Here is a 13,975-nt window from a genome sequence, read left to right as displayed (position 1 = left end):
GCCCCGGATCGCCGCGCTACGTCGCCGCCTGATCGTCCGGAGCCACCGGGTTGCGGATCCCCAGCCACGAGATCGCGCCGCCCAGTGCCATCGCGATCGCGGTCGCCCACATCGCGCGGTGGAATCCGTCGAGGTTCAGCGCGCCGCCCACGATCGCCCCGACGGCCGCGATGGCGATGAGTCCCGCGATGCGGGAGATCGCGTTGTTCGTGGCCGATGCGATGCCCGCGCGGGACGGCTCGATCGCACCCAGGATCGCGGCGGTGAGCGGCGACACGGTCAGGGTGAGGCCCAGGCCGAACACCACGACGCCCGGCAGCATCTGCCACCAGTAGTTGAAGTCCTCACCGACGGCCAGCATCATCAGCGACCCCGCCGCCATGCCCAGGGGGCCGGCCGTCATGAACAGCCGGGGCCCGAACCTTCCGGCCCACGCGCCTGCACGCGAGGACAGCGCGATCATGATGAGCGTGATCGGCAGGGTCGCGAGACCCGCCAGCGTCGCGGAGACACCCGCCTGCTCCTGCAGGTAGACCACGATCACGAAGCCGCTGAGCGACAGCGCGCCGTAGATCATCCACGTGGAGAGGTTGCCCCATGCGAAGTTGCGCACGCGGAACATGCTGAGCGGGAGCATCGGCTGTCTGGCCGTCGCCTGCCGCCACAGGAACCCCGCGGAGGCCACGGCTCCCACCACCGCAGGCACCCACACGAGCGGATCTCCCCACCCCAGGTTCGGCTCCTCGATGAGTGCGAACACGATGCCGCCCAGGCCAGTGACGCACAGGAGGGCGCCCAGGTAGTCGATGTGCGCATCGGGCAGGCGGGCATCGCGCTGCTGGAGCGTGGTGAGCAGCCACAGGCAGGCGGCGATGGGCAGTACGTTGATGAGGAACACCAGGCGCCACGACGCGAGGTCCACGAAGAGCCCGCCGATGATGGGGCCAGCGATCATCGCACCGGCGGTCGCTCCGGTCCAGGTGCCGATGGCCTTGGCCTGCGCGGGTCCGCGGAAGTTCGAGGTGATGAGCGCGAGCGAGCTCGGCACCAGCATCGCGCCGGCGATGCCCTGCAGCAGGCGCGCGATGATCAGGAACGGCGCACTGGGAGCGACGGCGATCAGCACCGACGTGAGGCCGAAGCCGATCAGTCCCCAGCGAATCACGCGGATGCGGCCGTAGGTGTCCGAGATCGACCCCGCGACCAGGATGAACGCTCCCAGCGTGATGAGGTAGGCGTCCACGGTCCACTGCTGAGTGGTGATGCCGCCGCCCAGCTCGTCGACGATCGCGGGCAGTGCGACGGTCACCACCGTGCCGTCGAGGAAGCTCACGAAGCTCGCCATCACGGCGATCCACAGGACGAGCTTCTGCTCGCGGGGGACGTCGGTCACGCCGGGCAACCCGGCCGATGCGGGGGAGGGCACGCACACAGCGTACGGCCGATGCGCGGGCCAAGCGGGCCGGACTACACGGACGGCGCTGGCGCAGGCGACGACTGTGCGCGACGACCTCTCAGGTGAGCCACCAGGGCCCACGCCAATACCGCGATGCTCACCGGAACCAACAGGCCACCCAGGCCGAACAGGAGCCAGTCTGCATCGGAGACGACGGTTGATCCCTGAGCGCCGTCTTCCAGCTCCTTGACCGTCTCCTCGTCGAAGATCATCCAGAAATTGACGACGAGGGCGATACCGACCATGAAGGTGAGAGCGCCCGTCGCGAGGAGAACTCGAGCCATGGTTGATTTCTTCACGTCATCTCCTCCGGGTTGCATTCTTCACGCAGCATCGTCGCGAGTCTCATCGACCTCACCCTGATCGTCCGTGGGCGCGAGAGACGCGGAGGCGGGGGAGGGAATCGCGGTGACGGAAGCGAGCGCGGGCCCGGCGGTGGCCGCGAGCAAGCGGGTAGATTTCACTGTGGGTCCCTTGGTCAGAATGCAATCCGGACACTCGGGGCCATCTCCCGCCAGGAGAGACTATGGCGGGGGTCGCGGCGCGTCAATAGCGATCTCTCTCGCTTCTTGGTGGGTCCACTGAGGTTCACGACGGGCGTCGAGCATTCGCATGCTGGGGGGTGCTGCGCCCCCTCGTTGGAAGTCGTGACCTTTCTCGCTCGGGTCCGGAGAGGTAGCGTCAGGAGCATGAGAATCGACGAGCCAGACCTTGCTGCGGCGATCGATGCGGCGGCACGTGAGGACGACTTCAGCGGCCTCGTGTCCGTCCATCGGGACGGTGAGCCGATGCTGGCTCGGCCGTACGGCTACGCGCATCGAGCGCACCAGGTTCCGGTGACGTCGCTGACCCGGTTCGGCATTGCGAGTGGGTCGAAGGCGTTCACTGCGCTCGCGGCCGTGCGCCTGGTCGAGAGCGGCACGCTGTCGCTCGAGGCGCCCGTGCGGCGCTGGCTCGGCGACGACCTGCCGCTGGTCGACGAGAGAGTCACGCTGGAGGAGCTGCTGACCCACACGTCCGGCATCGGCGACTACCTCGACGAGAGCGGCGACGGTGACGTTTCGGACCACGTGCTCACCAGCCCGGTGCACACGCTGGTGACCGCCGAGGACTTCCTGCCCGAGCTCGACGGTCACGAGCAGCGCGAGACGCCGGGCGAGACGTTCCGCTACAACAACGGCGGCTTCATGGTCGCGGCGCTGGTGATCGAGCGCGCCTCCGGCGAGCCCTTCCAGGACGTGGTGGCGCGGGAGGTGTGCGGCCGGGCCGGTCTGCGGGAGACCGCGTATGAGCGCTCCGACCGGTGGCCGGGCGACGTCGCGCTCGGGTATCTCGAGGAGAGCGGGGACTGGACCAACGTGCTGCACCTGCCGGTGCGCGGAGGCGGCGACGGTGGCGCCGTGACGAGCGCGGCGGACCTTGACCGGTTCTGGAGAGCGTTCGCCGACGGGCGCATCGTCAGCTTGGACTTCGCCGCCGAGATGACGCGCGCCCGCCACGACGTGCCCGACGAGGGCATGCGGTACGGCATGGGCTTCTGGCGCCACGCGACCGGGCCGCAGTGGATCATCGAGGGCTACGACGCGGGGGTGTCGTTCCGCTCGACGTTCGACCCCGAGACCCGCGTGACCGCCACCGTGTTCGGCAACACGTCCGAGGGTGCGTGTCCGGTGATCGGTGCGGTGGCGGCGCACCTGTTCCCGGACGTGGTCGAGGGCGTGTGACGTCGGTTGAGTCGCTGCTGACGCGGGTGCGTTCGTTGGCGGCCGATGCGCGTGGCGGCCGGGTCGTGCTCGGCATGGTGGGTGCGCCGGGAGCCGGCAAGTCGACGCTCGCCGCCGCCTTGGCGGCCGGTCTCGGTGCGGCCGATGCAGTGGTGGTCCCCATGGACGGGTTCCACCTCGCGCATACGGAGCTCGAGCGTCTGGGCCGGGTCGAGCGGAAGGGCGCGCCGGACACGTTCGACGCCGCGGGGTTCGTGTCGCTGCTGCGCCGGATCGTCGCGCGGGACGAGGACGTGGTCTACGCGCCCGAGTACCGCCGGGACCTCAGGAACGGGGTCGCCGGCGCAATCCCGGTGCCGCGTGACGTGCCGCTGGTGATCGTCGAGGGCAACTACCTGCTGCTCGAATCGCCCCCGTGGAACCAGGTCGCTGGCCTGCTGACCGAGTCGTGGTTCGTGGAGGTCGACGAGGACACCCGGCTCGAGCGACTCGTCGCCCGGCACGTCAGCTTTGGGCGGAGCCTTGAGGCCGCGCGGGCGCACGCCCTGGGCAGCGACCAGCGCAACGCCGTGCTCATCGCCGACTCCGCGCATCGGGCGGACCTCCGGATTGACCTGTCGCTTACGGTGGAGCGATGAGCGGACGTTGGAGCCTGTCCGTGTGGGTGCCGGGCGTGATCGTCGCCCTCTACCTGGTGATCATGGCCGACGTGACCGTGTGGCGCGCGATGATCTTCCTCGGGCTGTGGGTGATCGCGGGCGCTGCTGCCCGGATCTTGGTCGAGTACATTCGCGTGCGGCGCAGGGCCCGGGACCTGACAGAGGGCTGACCGCTGCGGCCATGACTGCTCCGCACGATGGCCAGAGTTCTCGAGAACGGCCTACTCTCGCGTTCCGAGCGTTGGGCGGGTACGTGCAGCGACGGGTGTCGAGAGGGTAAGGAGTGCGGCGGTCGCGTCGCCGTTGACACGACCACCGCAGTCCTGCGCACGGCTCAAGGCTGTGCGACTGACCGCCATCGTCTCAGTACTGCGCGGGCTGTGTGGCCGTTGTGAGGGTTCACACGCGAACCGTGACCTGATCGTTGCTATTCGGTCGCTGGCTTGCGTTCGCGGGAGCTCCAGGTGCGGCCGTCCGCGCGGGTCGCAAGATAGGCGCTGATGGCGTGGTCGGGGATCAGGTGGTTGTCGATGCCGTCGGCGTCGGGGTCGGTGAGGGTGGGCGCCACCTGCGCCGGTCCCGTTCCGGTCGCGCAGTTGCCGCTCGTGTCGCAGTCGACCAACTGCACGCGCGGGTTGAAGACGTGGATCGAGGTCGAGTCGGAAGTGGTGGTCGCGGTGCCCGGCGCCTCGGTCCAGGTGGCGCCGTCGTTGAGGCTGTAGTGCCCGGTCCACGTGGTGGTGAGCGTGACCTCGGTGCGGTGCTCGCGGCGGTCGAAGGTGAGGGGTTCGCCTCCGTCGTCGTAGCCGTGGCTGGCGCCTGTGGTCGTGAGCTCGGTGCCGTCGGACGTGGTCCATGTGAACGTCGTGGGCGTCGCTCGCAGCAGGACAGGTGTGCCGAGGACGGTGACGGCGCTGGTCTGCGGCTCGGTGCTCGCCACCGGGATGACGCCCATCGACGCGATGGCCCAGCCGGTGGCGGGCTGGGTGGTGTAGCTGGTGGGGGTGATGTTCATGGCGCGCCAGGCGCGCGCGATGGCGGCGGGGAGCGGGTCGGTGGGGCACTGATAGCCCGATACCTGTTGCCACGGACCGTAGCCGCCACCTTCGAGAGCCGGGGAGACCCACAGCGGTGCAACAGGTGTCGCATCGGCGACGCACTCCAAGTCGGGGGGAGTGTAGGGCTCTGCGCAAGCGGGGATCTCGCCGGCCCACGTGCGCGTCGTTGGCGTTGTGCCCTCCTCGAGCTGGAACCAGTCGGCGCACATCTCCCGCCGTTGGTAGCGGTCTTTCGGGGTGTCTGGTGAGGAGACCGGGGTGGTGGTGGTGGGTCTACCGTTGTCGGTAGTCATCCCCAGTTCGATGACGCTCTTGCATGTGCCTGCGTAGAACGCTGAGTTCGGGTCGTCGGCACACTCACGCGGCGAGGCCAAGGCGGTGTTGGCTGGAGTGCAGCATGTGATCGCTAGGAGGAATGTGGCAATCGCTGCTCTCGTCATGGTTGGGGTCCGTCTCATTGCTGCTCCGCAGAGACTTCCAAGACCACCCAATGATCCGTATAGCTAAGGAGCAAGGTCGCGCTACCAGGCCCCCCGGCGGTCTCCTCGACTTTGGCGCCGTCGGCGTCCACTTCGACGAGAGTGTCCACTGAGATATCAAGAACAACCCCCCAAGTGCCGTCTTCCTGAAGGCCGCCCTTCGCGGCGTCAGAAGTCACGGTCACGTGACCGTCTGTGAGTTGGTGGCCGTTCGCAGCAACTTGTCCATAGTGCTCCTGAACGACAGAGCAGAAGCGGCACGATGGCTTTGAGAGCGCATCAAACAGTTGAGGTTCGGTGCGCATCAGTGTGTGGTACTGCGTCAAGAAGTACTTCGCGAACTCCTGCGCTCCGATGAAGTCCTCTTGGCGCGCGAGGGGTGGGATCGCCGCGATGACCTCTTCGTCCGTGAGTGGCGTCGCCGACGGGGACGGCGTGGGCGAGGGGGTCGGCGAGTCGCTCAGCGCGGGCGTCGCGGTGGGTGTCTCGGTCACGATCGGCTCGGGGTCGCCCCCGCATCCGCCCGTCACGAGTCCGGCCGCGACCAGCGCGACCACAACCCTGGACCGTCCCCACCCGCGGTTCATGCGCCAGACATTACCGACATACCGTGTTGAGCGACAGGGTAGGCGCGAACCTGGGGATAGTGAGAAGGCAGGCGCGGCAACCGTCATGTCATGGCTGCTCGTCGTCGAGCCGCACCGCGACGTCGTGGACTCGCCAGTAGCCGTCACCGAACTCCAGGACGGTGATCACCGTCGCCTGTCCACCGGGTTGCCTGTCGAGCTCAACGCCTTCCGGGCTGTAGGTATACATGTCGGTGACCTCGGCACGCTCCTCGACCCACCAGAGCCCGGCGTCATCCTGGCCGCCCAACGGACTCGCGTACACGTCTCCCCACGCGTAGGAGCCGCCCTCTACGGTGGCCTCGGCGGTCCTCGCACGATTAGAGGTGTCGAGCGACTCGACACAAGTCCCGCATTCCGGATGACTGAGATGCGCGAAGAGGACCGCGTCGCGGTCGGACTCGAAGATCCTCGGGCTGAGGTCGAGGTAGAACCGAGCGAAGACGGCGGCACCGAGCAGGTCCTCGGTCCGCGCCAGTGGGGGCATGGACTCGATGATCTCCTCGTCGGTGAGTGCAGAGAGGGTCGGCGCCGACGTCGGAGTGGGTGCCGCGCTCGGGATGCTGGGCGACGGCGAAGCAGCATTGCCAGGGTCAGGGCGCGGCGAACACGACGTTGTGGTCAGGGTTGCCGCAGCGAGCACAACCGCGATCGCGGACTGTCGAAGCCGGAAGTTCATGGCCGCGACGCTAGTCGTGTGGCTGGAGCGGCCGCGGCCGGGCCGTTGGAACTGTGGACAACCCCTGAGCCACCCGCTCTGTGCACGCGCATCGTCCGCCGTGAAATAGGGTCTGAACGGTGGATTCTCCGACGACTGACGCTCCCGAAAACGACTCACCCGACGAGCGCATCGGCCCTTCGTCGCCGCGTCCCGCGTGGCACCTGACGCCCGAGCGCAACTGGATGAACGACCCCAACGGGCTGGTCCATGTGGACGGAGTGTTCCACGCGTTCTTCCAGTACAACCCCGGCGGCGCGGGCTGGGGCAACATGAGCTGGGGCCACGCGGTCAGTGATGACCTGCTGACGTGGAGCGAGCTCGACGTCGCGATCCCGTTCACCGACACGGAGCAGGTGTATTCGGGCTCGGCGGTCGTGGACCACGGCAACACCTCCGGCCTGGGGGACGGGGTGACGGACCCCGTGGTCGCGATCTACACCGCCGCGACGAGCGACGGCATGCAGGCCCAGGCGCTCGCGGTCAGCCAGGACCGGGGCATGACGTGGGAGCGGTTCGCGGGCAACCCCGTGCTGGACCGCGGATCGCGAGAGTTCCGCGACCCCAAGGTGTTCCGCTACGACGGCGGCGACGGTCGCGCTCGCTGGATCATGGTTGCGGTCGAGGCGCGTGCGCACGAGGTGCTCGTCTACTCCTCCGAGAATCTGCGCGACTGGACGTGGGAGAGCAAGTTCGACCACCCTCTGCCCGCCGACGAGATCTGGGAGTGCCCGGACCTCTTCCCGTTGACTCTCGACGGAGAGCAGCGCTGGGTGATGCTGCTGTCCACGCACAGTCACGAGCCGGGCCATATCCAGGGCTCGACCATGCGCTGGATCCTGGGCGATTTCGACGGCCACCGGTTCGCGCCTGCACCAGGCGAGGACTGGCGGCTGCTCGACCACGGGCGCGACCTCTACGCGGGCGTGACCTTCTCAGACGTGCCGGACGGTCGCCGCGTGATGCTCGGCTGGGTGTCGAATTGGCAGTACGCCCGGGACGTCCCCACGGTGCCCTTCCGTGGCGCGATGTCGTTGCCGCGTGAGCTGTCACTGCGGCGGGCCGATGCGCGGGTCGAGCTGGTGCAGACCCCGTTGGTCCCGGAGGAACTCGCGCGGCGTCCGGTGGATGTCGTCGCCCACGAGCCGGTCGAGGTGGGGCTCACGGGGGCGATCTCGGTGCGGGCTGCAGGCGCGGTCGCTGTCGAGCTGTGCTCAGGTGACACGGTGCTCGCGACCGTGACGTTCGACGGCGCATCGGGCGAGGTGGTGTTCGATCGGATGGCGGCAGGCGGCGTCGATGACACGTTCTCGAGCGTCCGGCGCATGCCATGGGACGGCGGACTCGTAGAGGTGTTCGTCGATGCCCACCTGGTCGAGGTGTTCGCGTGCGACGCCGCTGCGGTGATGTCGCACCAGGCGTTCGTCGGGCCGGAGGGCTGGAGCGTGCGGGTGATCGGAGATGAGGCGGCCGACGTGACGGTGGCGCTGCCGCGCGCGTAGTGCCTGGCTGATGCCGGATTCGCGATGCGATAACGTGTCCACGACTACTCGCCTCACGGCGCGAAACGAGGGCACATGACTGGGATTGCGACACACGACGCTGCTGCGGAGGGTGTGAGCATGACGCGCCGCCGAGAGGGCGCATGCCGCGGGTGCCGCACGAGGGACGCGTCATGAGCGCGCGACGAGTCGCCTCACGAGCGCGGCCCGGGGGCTCGGTGCGATGGGACCGGCTTGAGGACGCGGCTATCGCCGAGCAAGTCCCGGCCAGTGGCGCGCGTGGGCGTCTCCGAGCTGCGAGCGGCAGCAACTGGAAGATGGTGGGCGTGCTCATTTGGGCGATACCCGCTGTCATCGTGTACCTGGCGGCGTACCTGGCGCCGGTCTGGGGCCTGGCCTCGGTGTACACCGGCCGGATCGCCAGTGCCGCCCCCGATCCCGACCCTGAGACGGCCATTCCGCGCTCGGGAGTGTTCTTCTTGATCGCGGCGGGACTGATGCTCATCAGCATCGTGCACTGGCTGGTCAGTGGACGGCGCCGCAACGGTCTCTACCAGACGCAGGCCGCGCTTTCGCTGGTGCTTGGTCCGGCATCGGCTTTTCAGGCCATGGTGTTGGCGCGGGACGAGGACGTGTCGGGCTGGGAGCAGTGGCTCATCCCCAGCCTCGGCGCAGCTGTGCTTGGGGGGATGTTCTTGATTGCGCACCACATCCTTGGGGTCGCGAAGGAGCCTCGCGATGGCGGCGAGGGAGGCGAGCCCGTGAGTGTTGCCTCCGAGCAAGACAAGCGCCGCCAACAGGTGGCGAAGCTCTCGGTCGCGCAGCAGGAGAGCATGAGGAGCGACCTCGATGCCGCAGTGGATGACCTTGAGCGCAGACGTGTCATCGCGTCTGCGGATGCGAACCACGCACGGAGAGCCGATCTCGGCGACCTGACGCGGCACATGACGAGGTCCGCGAACGAGCGGTAGCCGCCTCTGAGTCGACACTTCGCGCCCGCCAGGATCGGCGCGACCCCCTGAACGCGACACTGAGCGACCACAGGGGCGCTAAGGCGGGATAGGGGAGTGGAGGCTACGACGCCTGGGCTCGGTACGCCCGGACGAATACTGCGACCCCGTCGATCAGGATGCGGTCGACTTCGCCGTCGTCGTCGTTGGCATGGTCGAGATGGACCAGCGCCAATTGCAGCGTCAGCGCCACGAAGTGCTGCGCGGCCCGGCTCGCGTCGGGCACATCGAGCTCTCCGGATCGCGCATATTCGTTGAGCCGTTCCTCGAGAGCCGCCTCGGGCCGCCCCAACGCGGGGTCGCCGCCCTCGACGGTGTTCTCGAAGCGGCGAAACACCACGTGGTCGGACGAGGAGAACGCTTCGGTGGTGATGCGGCGGGCGAACGCCAGCAGGGCGACCTCCAGGTCGCGACCCGGGCGTAACTCGTCGTCGATCGCCCCACGGACCGTGGCGACGAGCGTCTCGGTGCTTCTCCGCAGCACCGCTTCCAGCACGCTCGCCTTGTCGCCGAAGTGGTCGTACACCGTGCGCTTCGAGACCGCCGCGCGGGCGGCGATGGCGTCGACACTGGTGCGGTCGTAGCCATCCGAGAGGAACAGTGACGTCGCGGCTTCGAGGATCGCCTCGTGCTTTGCCGCGGACTGCCCACGCCGTCTTTGCGTCTCGTCGACCATTCGCACAGTCTCTCACCTCGTCACTACACTACACCGTGTAGTGTAGTGAGCGGAACGGCGGGACCCCGTCCGCTCTCCGAACGGTGACCACGTGCGCGGCAGCGCACAGAGAAGGAAAAGGCATGCGAGCCACACAAGTGTCCGTGCAAGCACACGACCTGACCAAGCACTACGGGACGGTGGTAGCCGTCGATGCGCTGAGCTTCACCCTGCGACCAGGAGTCGTCACGGGGTTCCTCGGGCCCAACGGCGCGGGCAAGAGCACCACCCTCCGGATGATGTTGGGCCTCGACAGGCCCACCCATGGCAGTGCCACGTTCGGAGGCGTGCGAGTGGACGAACTCTCCGACCCGATGCACACCGTCGGCGCGCTATTGGATGCGCGCGCCGTGCACCCTCAGCGCTCCGCACACGACCACCTGTTGGCCGTCGCCCATGCCGGTCGCGTTCCCCGCAGCAGAGTCAACGACGTGCTGGAGCAGGTGGGCCTCGGCGCCGTCGCAAGCCGACCGGTAGGGGGATTCTCTCTCGGCATGCAGCAGCGCCTGGGGATCGCGACTGCCCTGCTGGGGGATCCGGCCGTGACGATCTTCGACGAACCGTTGAACGGCCTCGACCCGGACGGCATCCTTTGGGCACGCACACTCATGCGTGACCTTGCGGCGCAAGGGCGGACGGTGCTGTTCTCCAGTCACCTCATGAGTGAGATGGAACTCACCGCAGATCACCTGCTGGTCATCAACAAGGGTCGCCTGCTGGCCGATGCCCCTCTGGGCGAGGTGATGGACGCGTATTCGACGCGTCGTGTCCTGGTGCGGTCCGAGAAGCGGGACGCGCTGCGAGCGGCCCTGGCGGACGCCGGTTGCGTGTTCGTGGAGCGTGACGGCGGAGGCTTCGAGGTGGTGGGCTCGTCGCCCGAGGCAGTCGGTCGCATCGCCGCTCACGAGCGCATCGAGCTCTCGCACCTGTCTGTCGAACGCGACACGCTGGAGCAGATCTTCCTGGCGATGACCCGTGACGTCCAGGGAGAGCAAGCGCGTGAGATGTCTGCCGAGAGGGTGGCCGTGCCATGAGGCTCATCCGCTCCGAATGGACCAAGCTCCGCAGTGTGAGAGGCACCTGGTTGCTGGCCGGGTCGACGGTGCCCGTGACGGCGGCCATCGGCTTGGTGGGCATTCTCGGCACGGCCGGAGAGTGGCAGACGGCGCTTAACGATCAGTGGGATCCGACCGCCATCAGCCTGAAGGGCATCTTGGTGGGCCAGTTGCTCGTCGCGATGGTGGGCGCATCGGCCATCACCTCCGAGTACTCGACCGGGATGATCGTCGCCAGCCTGAGCGTCGTGCCTCAGCGCGGCCGACTGCTGGCTGCCAAGGTGGGGGCGGCCGCACTGCTCGTCGTTCCCACTGCGATCATCTCCGTCGCGGTGGCGTTTGGCCTCGGTCAGCTGGCCATTGCGCAGGCGGGAGTGCCAGCAGCGTCGGTGACGGATCCTGGAGTGCTGGCCGCTTTGCTGGGAGCGGCGGGGTATCTCGCGCTGGTGGGAGTCCTGGGGCTCGCGCTCGGGACGATCACGCGGTCGTCGACAGGGACTCTCGGAGTCATCGTGGTGGTGGCGCTGCTCGCCCCTGCGTTCATTCCTGCCCTGCCAGGCGCGGTGGGTGAGTGGCTCGCCACGTACTGGCCTACGAGTGCGGGCCAGATGGCGTACACGGTGATTCAGACCGGGTCGCTTGCGCCACCGGAAGGAGCGGCGGTGCTCGGGGTCTTCGCCGTGTGCGCGACGGCCGTCTCGTACGTGCTGCTGCGGCTCAGGGATGCGTGAGCGGCGTGGGTGAGGATCTGCCCAGGTGTCGAACGACACTGAGCGCGCTCCAGGATTCGCCAGCGCCCGGAAACCGACACTGAGCGCGCCCTACGACGCTAAGGCGGAGGAGGGGCGCGGGCGGGCGACGGGATGGTCTCAGGCCGCGCCCGCGTTAGGTTGAGCAGTAGATCCCCACGTCGAAAGGACTCAGCCATGCCCACCATCGCGATTGTCGGAGCAGGACCCAACCTCGGAGGCGCCGTCGCACGGCGGTTCGGACGCGAGGGATTCAAGGTGGCGCTGATCTCGCGCGACCAGGCCAAGCTCGACAGCCTCGCCGAGGCGCTCGCGGAGCACGGCATCACCGCCAAGGGCTACTCGGCGGACGTCAAGGACGGCGCCCAGCTCGAAGCGGCGCTCGCCAGCGCAGCGGCCGATCTCGGCCCCATCACGGCCCTGCAGTACAGCCCGCTGCCGTCGCGCGACTACCTCAAGCCGGTGCTCGACCTCACGCCGGAGCTCGCGCTCGAGGCGCTGCAGTTCTCCGCGCTCGGTCTCATCCACGCCGCGCGCGCCGTCCTGCCCGCCATGCGCGAGGCCGGCGAGGGCAGCATCATCCTCATCAACGGCGGCACGTCGGTGAAGGCCCGTCACGGCTTCGCGGGTACTTCCGTCGCGTTCCCCGCCGAGAGCGCCTACGGCGAGATGCTGCACGATGCGCTCGCCGACGAGGGCATCCGCGTCACCCAGCTGGTGATCCCCGGTTCGATCCCCAAGCTGCAGCTCGACAACGGCATCGACGACGTCGCGGAGAAGATCTGGGAGCTCCACACGTCCGGCGAGGACTTCCGCACCATGCTGATCCCGCTCGAGGACGGTCGCGAGTGACCCCACCGTCCGACGCACGCAGGCGGCTGGCAGGCGGCTCGGTAGAGTCGGACGTCAGCGCCGACTGACGAGGAGACCCCATCGTGAACGAGTGGCTCAACTTCGCGGTCTCCACCGCGATCTCCGTGGGCATCGCGGTGGTCGCCGGTCTGATCATCAAGGTGATCATGCAGCTGACCGCGCGGCGACAGGCATGGGCGAAGGCGCTGGTGACGCACTCCCGCCGTCCGTTCTGGGCGCTCGTGCTCATCTGCGGCGTGTGGGCGGGCGTGTACGCGTCATTCCCGGTCGACGCGTGGTTCGGCGGGCTCAACCGGGCGTTCACGATCCTGGTGATCGGCGCATCGGCCTGGATGCTGGCGGCATTGGTCGAGTTCGTCACCGACCTCGCGCTCGCCAACAACCGCATCGACGTGCCGGACAACCGGCTGGCGCGCAAGCTGCGGTCGCAGACGCTGATCGTGAGGCGGCTGGCGATCGCGATCATCGTGATCATCGGGATCGGCGCGGTGATGCTGACCTTCGACTCGGTGCGCGCGTTGGGAGCGAGCGTGCTCGCATCGGCCGGTCTGGTGTCCATCGTCGCCGGCCTCGCCGCGCAGTCGCTGCTCGCGAACATGTTCGCCGGCATCCAGCTGGTGTTCAGCGACGCGTTGCGCGTGGACGACGTAATCGTGGCCGAGGGCGAGTGGGGCCGCGTGGGCGAGATCACGCTCAGCTACGTGGTGCTCGAACTGTGGGACGACCGCCGGCTGGTGCTGCCGTGTACGTACTTCACGACCACGCCGTACGAGAACTGGACGCGGCGCGGGTCCGAGCTGCTGGGGTCGGTGGAGTTCGATCTGGACTGGCGGGTGTCGCCGCAGCGCATGCGCGAGCAGCTCGAGGTGGTACTCGAGCAGACCTCGCTGTGGGACGGGCGCGCGCAGGTGCTGCAGGTCACGGAGGCCGTGGGCGGGTACGTGCGCGTGCGCATCCTCGTCACCGCCGCCGACGCCCCGACCTTGTTCGACCTGCGCTGCTACGTCCGCGAGGCGATGGTCATGTGGCTGCAGACCGAGATGCCCGATGCGGCGCCGGCGCAGCGCGTGCTCGTCGGGGAATCCACGCCGCCACAGAAGCCGCGGCGCCCACGCAAGAGCGACCCCACGGAGACGGCGGAGATCGCGGGCCTCTTCACCGGCAGTGTCGAGGCCGAGGAGCGCGCAACACAGTTCACGCACGGCATGGCGCGCGAGGTGCGCGAGCGGGAGGCGGAGGAGCATGCGGCCGATGCGGGCTCAGGGGACGAGACGGAGCGCTCCTGAGCGCTCGGGAGGGGTGCGGGCGCATCGGCCGGGCAGATAGGCTCGAGTCTCCGCCTGCGTCACCC

16 protein-coding genes are annotated in these 13,975 nt (G+C 68.4%); 9 read left to right on the top strand and 7 right to left on the bottom strand.

All coding sequences use genetic code 11. The features are described 5' to 3' along the window. Positions 1-16 precede the first annotated feature (16 nt). The 3 genes from AOP72_RS08920 to AOP72_RS13625 all read right to left on the bottom strand — a co-directional run bounded on the left by AOP72_RS08920 (position 17) and on the right by AOP72_RS13625 (position 1,920). Positions 17-1,345 (bottom strand): MFS transporter, encoded by a 1,329-nt coding sequence (locus AOP72_RS08920; protein ID WP_062137083.1) that lies wholly within the window; start codon positions 1,343-1,345, stop codon positions 17-19. 122 nt (positions 1,346-1,467) lie between these two features. Continuing rightward, the gene (locus AOP72_RS08915; RefSeq protein ID WP_062135236.1) at positions 1,468-1,740 is read right to left on the bottom strand and encodes a hypothetical protein; all 273 of its coding nucleotides are present in this window, start codon (positions 1,738-1,740) and stop codon (positions 1,468-1,470) included. A 39-nt stretch (positions 1,741-1,779) separates the two neighbouring features. Beyond that, positions 1,780-1,920: a hypothetical protein gene (locus AOP72_RS13625; protein WP_193746395.1), complete on the bottom strand. Its 141-nt coding sequence runs from the start codon at positions 1,918-1,920 to the stop codon at positions 1,780-1,782. A 225-nt stretch (positions 1,921-2,145) separates the two neighbouring features. On the opposite strand from AOP72_RS13625, the gene AOP72_RS08910 reads away from it, so the two are divergent. From AOP72_RS08910 to AOP72_RS08900, 3 genes are read left to right on the top strand one after another with little or no spacing between them, the layout of a single operon-like run. Further along, a complete protein-coding gene (locus tag AOP72_RS08910) occupies positions 2,146-3,180 on the top strand; it encodes a serine hydrolase domain-containing protein (RefSeq protein ID WP_062135233.1) in 1,035 nt (344 codons plus the stop codon). Then, positions 3,177-3,818: a nucleoside/nucleotide kinase family protein gene (locus AOP72_RS08905; protein WP_062135231.1), complete on the top strand. Its 642-nt coding sequence runs from the start codon at positions 3,177-3,179 to the stop codon at positions 3,816-3,818. The genes AOP72_RS08910 and AOP72_RS08905 overlap by 4 nt, the downstream gene beginning before the upstream one ends. Beyond that, positions 3,815-4,009: a hypothetical protein gene (locus AOP72_RS08900; RefSeq protein ID WP_062135228.1), complete on the top strand. Its 195-nt coding sequence runs from the start codon at positions 3,815-3,817 to the stop codon at positions 4,007-4,009. Before AOP72_RS08905 ends, AOP72_RS08900 begins: the two co-directional genes overlap by 4 nt. Before the next feature lie 257 nt (positions 4,010-4,266). On the opposite strand, the gene AOP72_RS08895 is transcribed toward AOP72_RS08900, so the two are convergent. From AOP72_RS08895 to AOP72_RS08885, 3 genes are all read right to left on the bottom strand, one after another. Next, the gene (locus AOP72_RS08895; RefSeq protein WP_152650326.1) at positions 4,267-5,190 is read right to left on the bottom strand and encodes a hypothetical protein; all 924 of its coding nucleotides are present in this window, start codon (positions 5,188-5,190) and stop codon (positions 4,267-4,269) included. A 161-nt stretch (positions 5,191-5,351) separates the two neighbouring features. Beyond that, complete coding sequence (locus AOP72_RS08890; RefSeq protein WP_062135222.1) at positions 5,352-5,933, bottom strand: DUF6318 family protein; 582 nt, start codon at positions 5,931-5,933, stop codon at positions 5,352-5,354. 118 nt (positions 5,934-6,051) lie between these two features. After that, entirely contained in the window at positions 6,052-6,489 is a 438-nt protein-coding gene (locus AOP72_RS08885; protein ID WP_152650324.1) for a hypothetical protein, read from the bottom strand. 311 nt (positions 6,490-6,800) lie between these two features. Here AOP72_RS08885 and AOP72_RS08880 point away from each other — a divergent pair, with 311 nt between their 5' ends. Together AOP72_RS08880 and AOP72_RS08875 are read left to right on the top strand one after the other, a co-directional pair. Further along, complete coding sequence (locus tag AOP72_RS08880; RefSeq protein WP_062135215.1) at positions 6,801-8,222, top strand: glycoside hydrolase family 32 protein; 1,422 nt, start codon at positions 6,801-6,803, stop codon at positions 8,220-8,222. A 326-nt stretch (positions 8,223-8,548) separates the two neighbouring features. Then, positions 8,549-9,193: a hypothetical protein gene (locus AOP72_RS08875; protein ID WP_152650323.1), complete on the top strand. Its 645-nt coding sequence runs from the start codon at positions 8,549-8,551 to the stop codon at positions 9,191-9,193. A 103-nt stretch (positions 9,194-9,296) separates the two neighbouring features. Here the strand turns inward: AOP72_RS08875 and AOP72_RS08870 are convergent, their stop codons facing one another. Then, a complete protein-coding gene (locus AOP72_RS08870) occupies positions 9,297-9,908 on the bottom strand; it encodes a TetR/AcrR family transcriptional regulator (RefSeq protein ID WP_062135209.1) in 612 nt (203 codons plus the stop codon). Between the two features lie 122 nt (positions 9,909-10,030). Between AOP72_RS08870 and AOP72_RS08865 the strand changes: the two genes are divergently transcribed. The 4 genes from AOP72_RS08865 to AOP72_RS08850 all read left to right on the top strand — a co-directional run bounded on the left by AOP72_RS08865 (position 10,031) and on the right by AOP72_RS08850 (position 13,910). Then, on the top strand, positions 10,031-10,981 hold the full coding sequence (locus AOP72_RS08865; RefSeq protein WP_062135205.1) for an ATP-binding cassette domain-containing protein: 951 nt from the start codon (positions 10,031-10,033) through the stop codon (positions 10,979-10,981). Then, positions 10,978-11,733 (top strand): ABC transporter permease, encoded by a 756-nt coding sequence (locus AOP72_RS08860; protein ID WP_062135203.1) that lies wholly within the window; start codon positions 10,978-10,980, stop codon positions 11,731-11,733. The genes AOP72_RS08865 and AOP72_RS08860 overlap by 4 nt, the downstream gene beginning before the upstream one ends. Positions 11,734-11,928: 195 nt before the next feature. Next, positions 11,929-12,603 (top strand): SDR family NAD(P)-dependent oxidoreductase, encoded by a 675-nt coding sequence (locus tag AOP72_RS08855; RefSeq protein WP_062135200.1) that lies wholly within the window; start codon positions 11,929-11,931, stop codon positions 12,601-12,603. An 83-nt stretch (positions 12,604-12,686) separates the two neighbouring features. Beyond that, on the top strand, positions 12,687-13,910 hold the full coding sequence (locus AOP72_RS08850) for a mechanosensitive ion channel family protein (protein WP_238581648.1): 1,224 nt from the start codon (positions 12,687-12,689) through the stop codon (positions 13,908-13,910). Positions 13,911-13,975 lie beyond the last annotated feature (65 nt).

It is taken from the genome of Demequina aestuarii, from assembly GCF_000975095.1.
Taxonomy (GTDB): Bacteria; Actinomycetota; Actinomycetes; order Actinomycetales; family Demequinaceae; genus Demequina; species Demequina aestuarii.
This window is presented reverse-complemented; position numbering and strand designations above follow the sequence as displayed.

Excerpts from the sequence above, each read along its gene's own strand:
- AOP72_RS08920 (WP_062137083.1), bottom strand. The coding sequence starts at position 1,345 with ATGGCGAGCTTCGTGAGCTTCCTCGACGGCACGGTGGTGACCGTCGCA.
- AOP72_RS08915 (WP_062135236.1), bottom strand. The coding sequence starts at position 1,740 with ATGGCTCGAGTTCTCCTCGCGACGGGCGCTCTCACCTTCATGGTCGGT.
- AOP72_RS08910 (WP_062135233.1), top strand. The coding sequence starts at position 2,146 with ATGAGAATCGACGAGCCAGACCTTGCTGCGGCGATCGATGCGGCGGCA.
- AOP72_RS08900 (WP_062135228.1), top strand. The coding sequence starts at position 3,815 with ATGAGCGGACGTTGGAGCCTGTCCGTGTGGGTGCCGGGCGTGATCGTC.
- AOP72_RS08895 (WP_152650326.1), bottom strand. The coding sequence starts at position 5,190 with ATGACTACCGACAACGGTAGACCCACCACCACCACCCCGGTCTCCTCA.
- AOP72_RS08885 (WP_152650324.1), bottom strand. The coding sequence starts at position 6,489 with ATGCCCCCACTGGCGCGGACCGAGGACCTGCTCGGTGCCGCCGTCTTC.
- AOP72_RS08870 (WP_062135209.1), bottom strand. The coding sequence starts at position 9,908 with ATGGTCGACGAGACGCAAAGACGGCGTGGGCAGTCCGCGGCAAAGCAC.
- AOP72_RS08865 (WP_062135205.1), top strand. The coding sequence starts at position 10,031 with ATGCGAGCCACACAAGTGTCCGTGCAAGCACACGACCTGACCAAGCAC.
- AOP72_RS08860 (WP_062135203.1), top strand. The coding sequence starts at position 10,978 with ATGAGGCTCATCCGCTCCGAATGGACCAAGCTCCGCAGTGTGAGAGGC.
- AOP72_RS08855 (WP_062135200.1), top strand. The coding sequence starts at position 11,929 with ATGCCCACCATCGCGATTGTCGGAGCAGGACCCAACCTCGGAGGCGCC.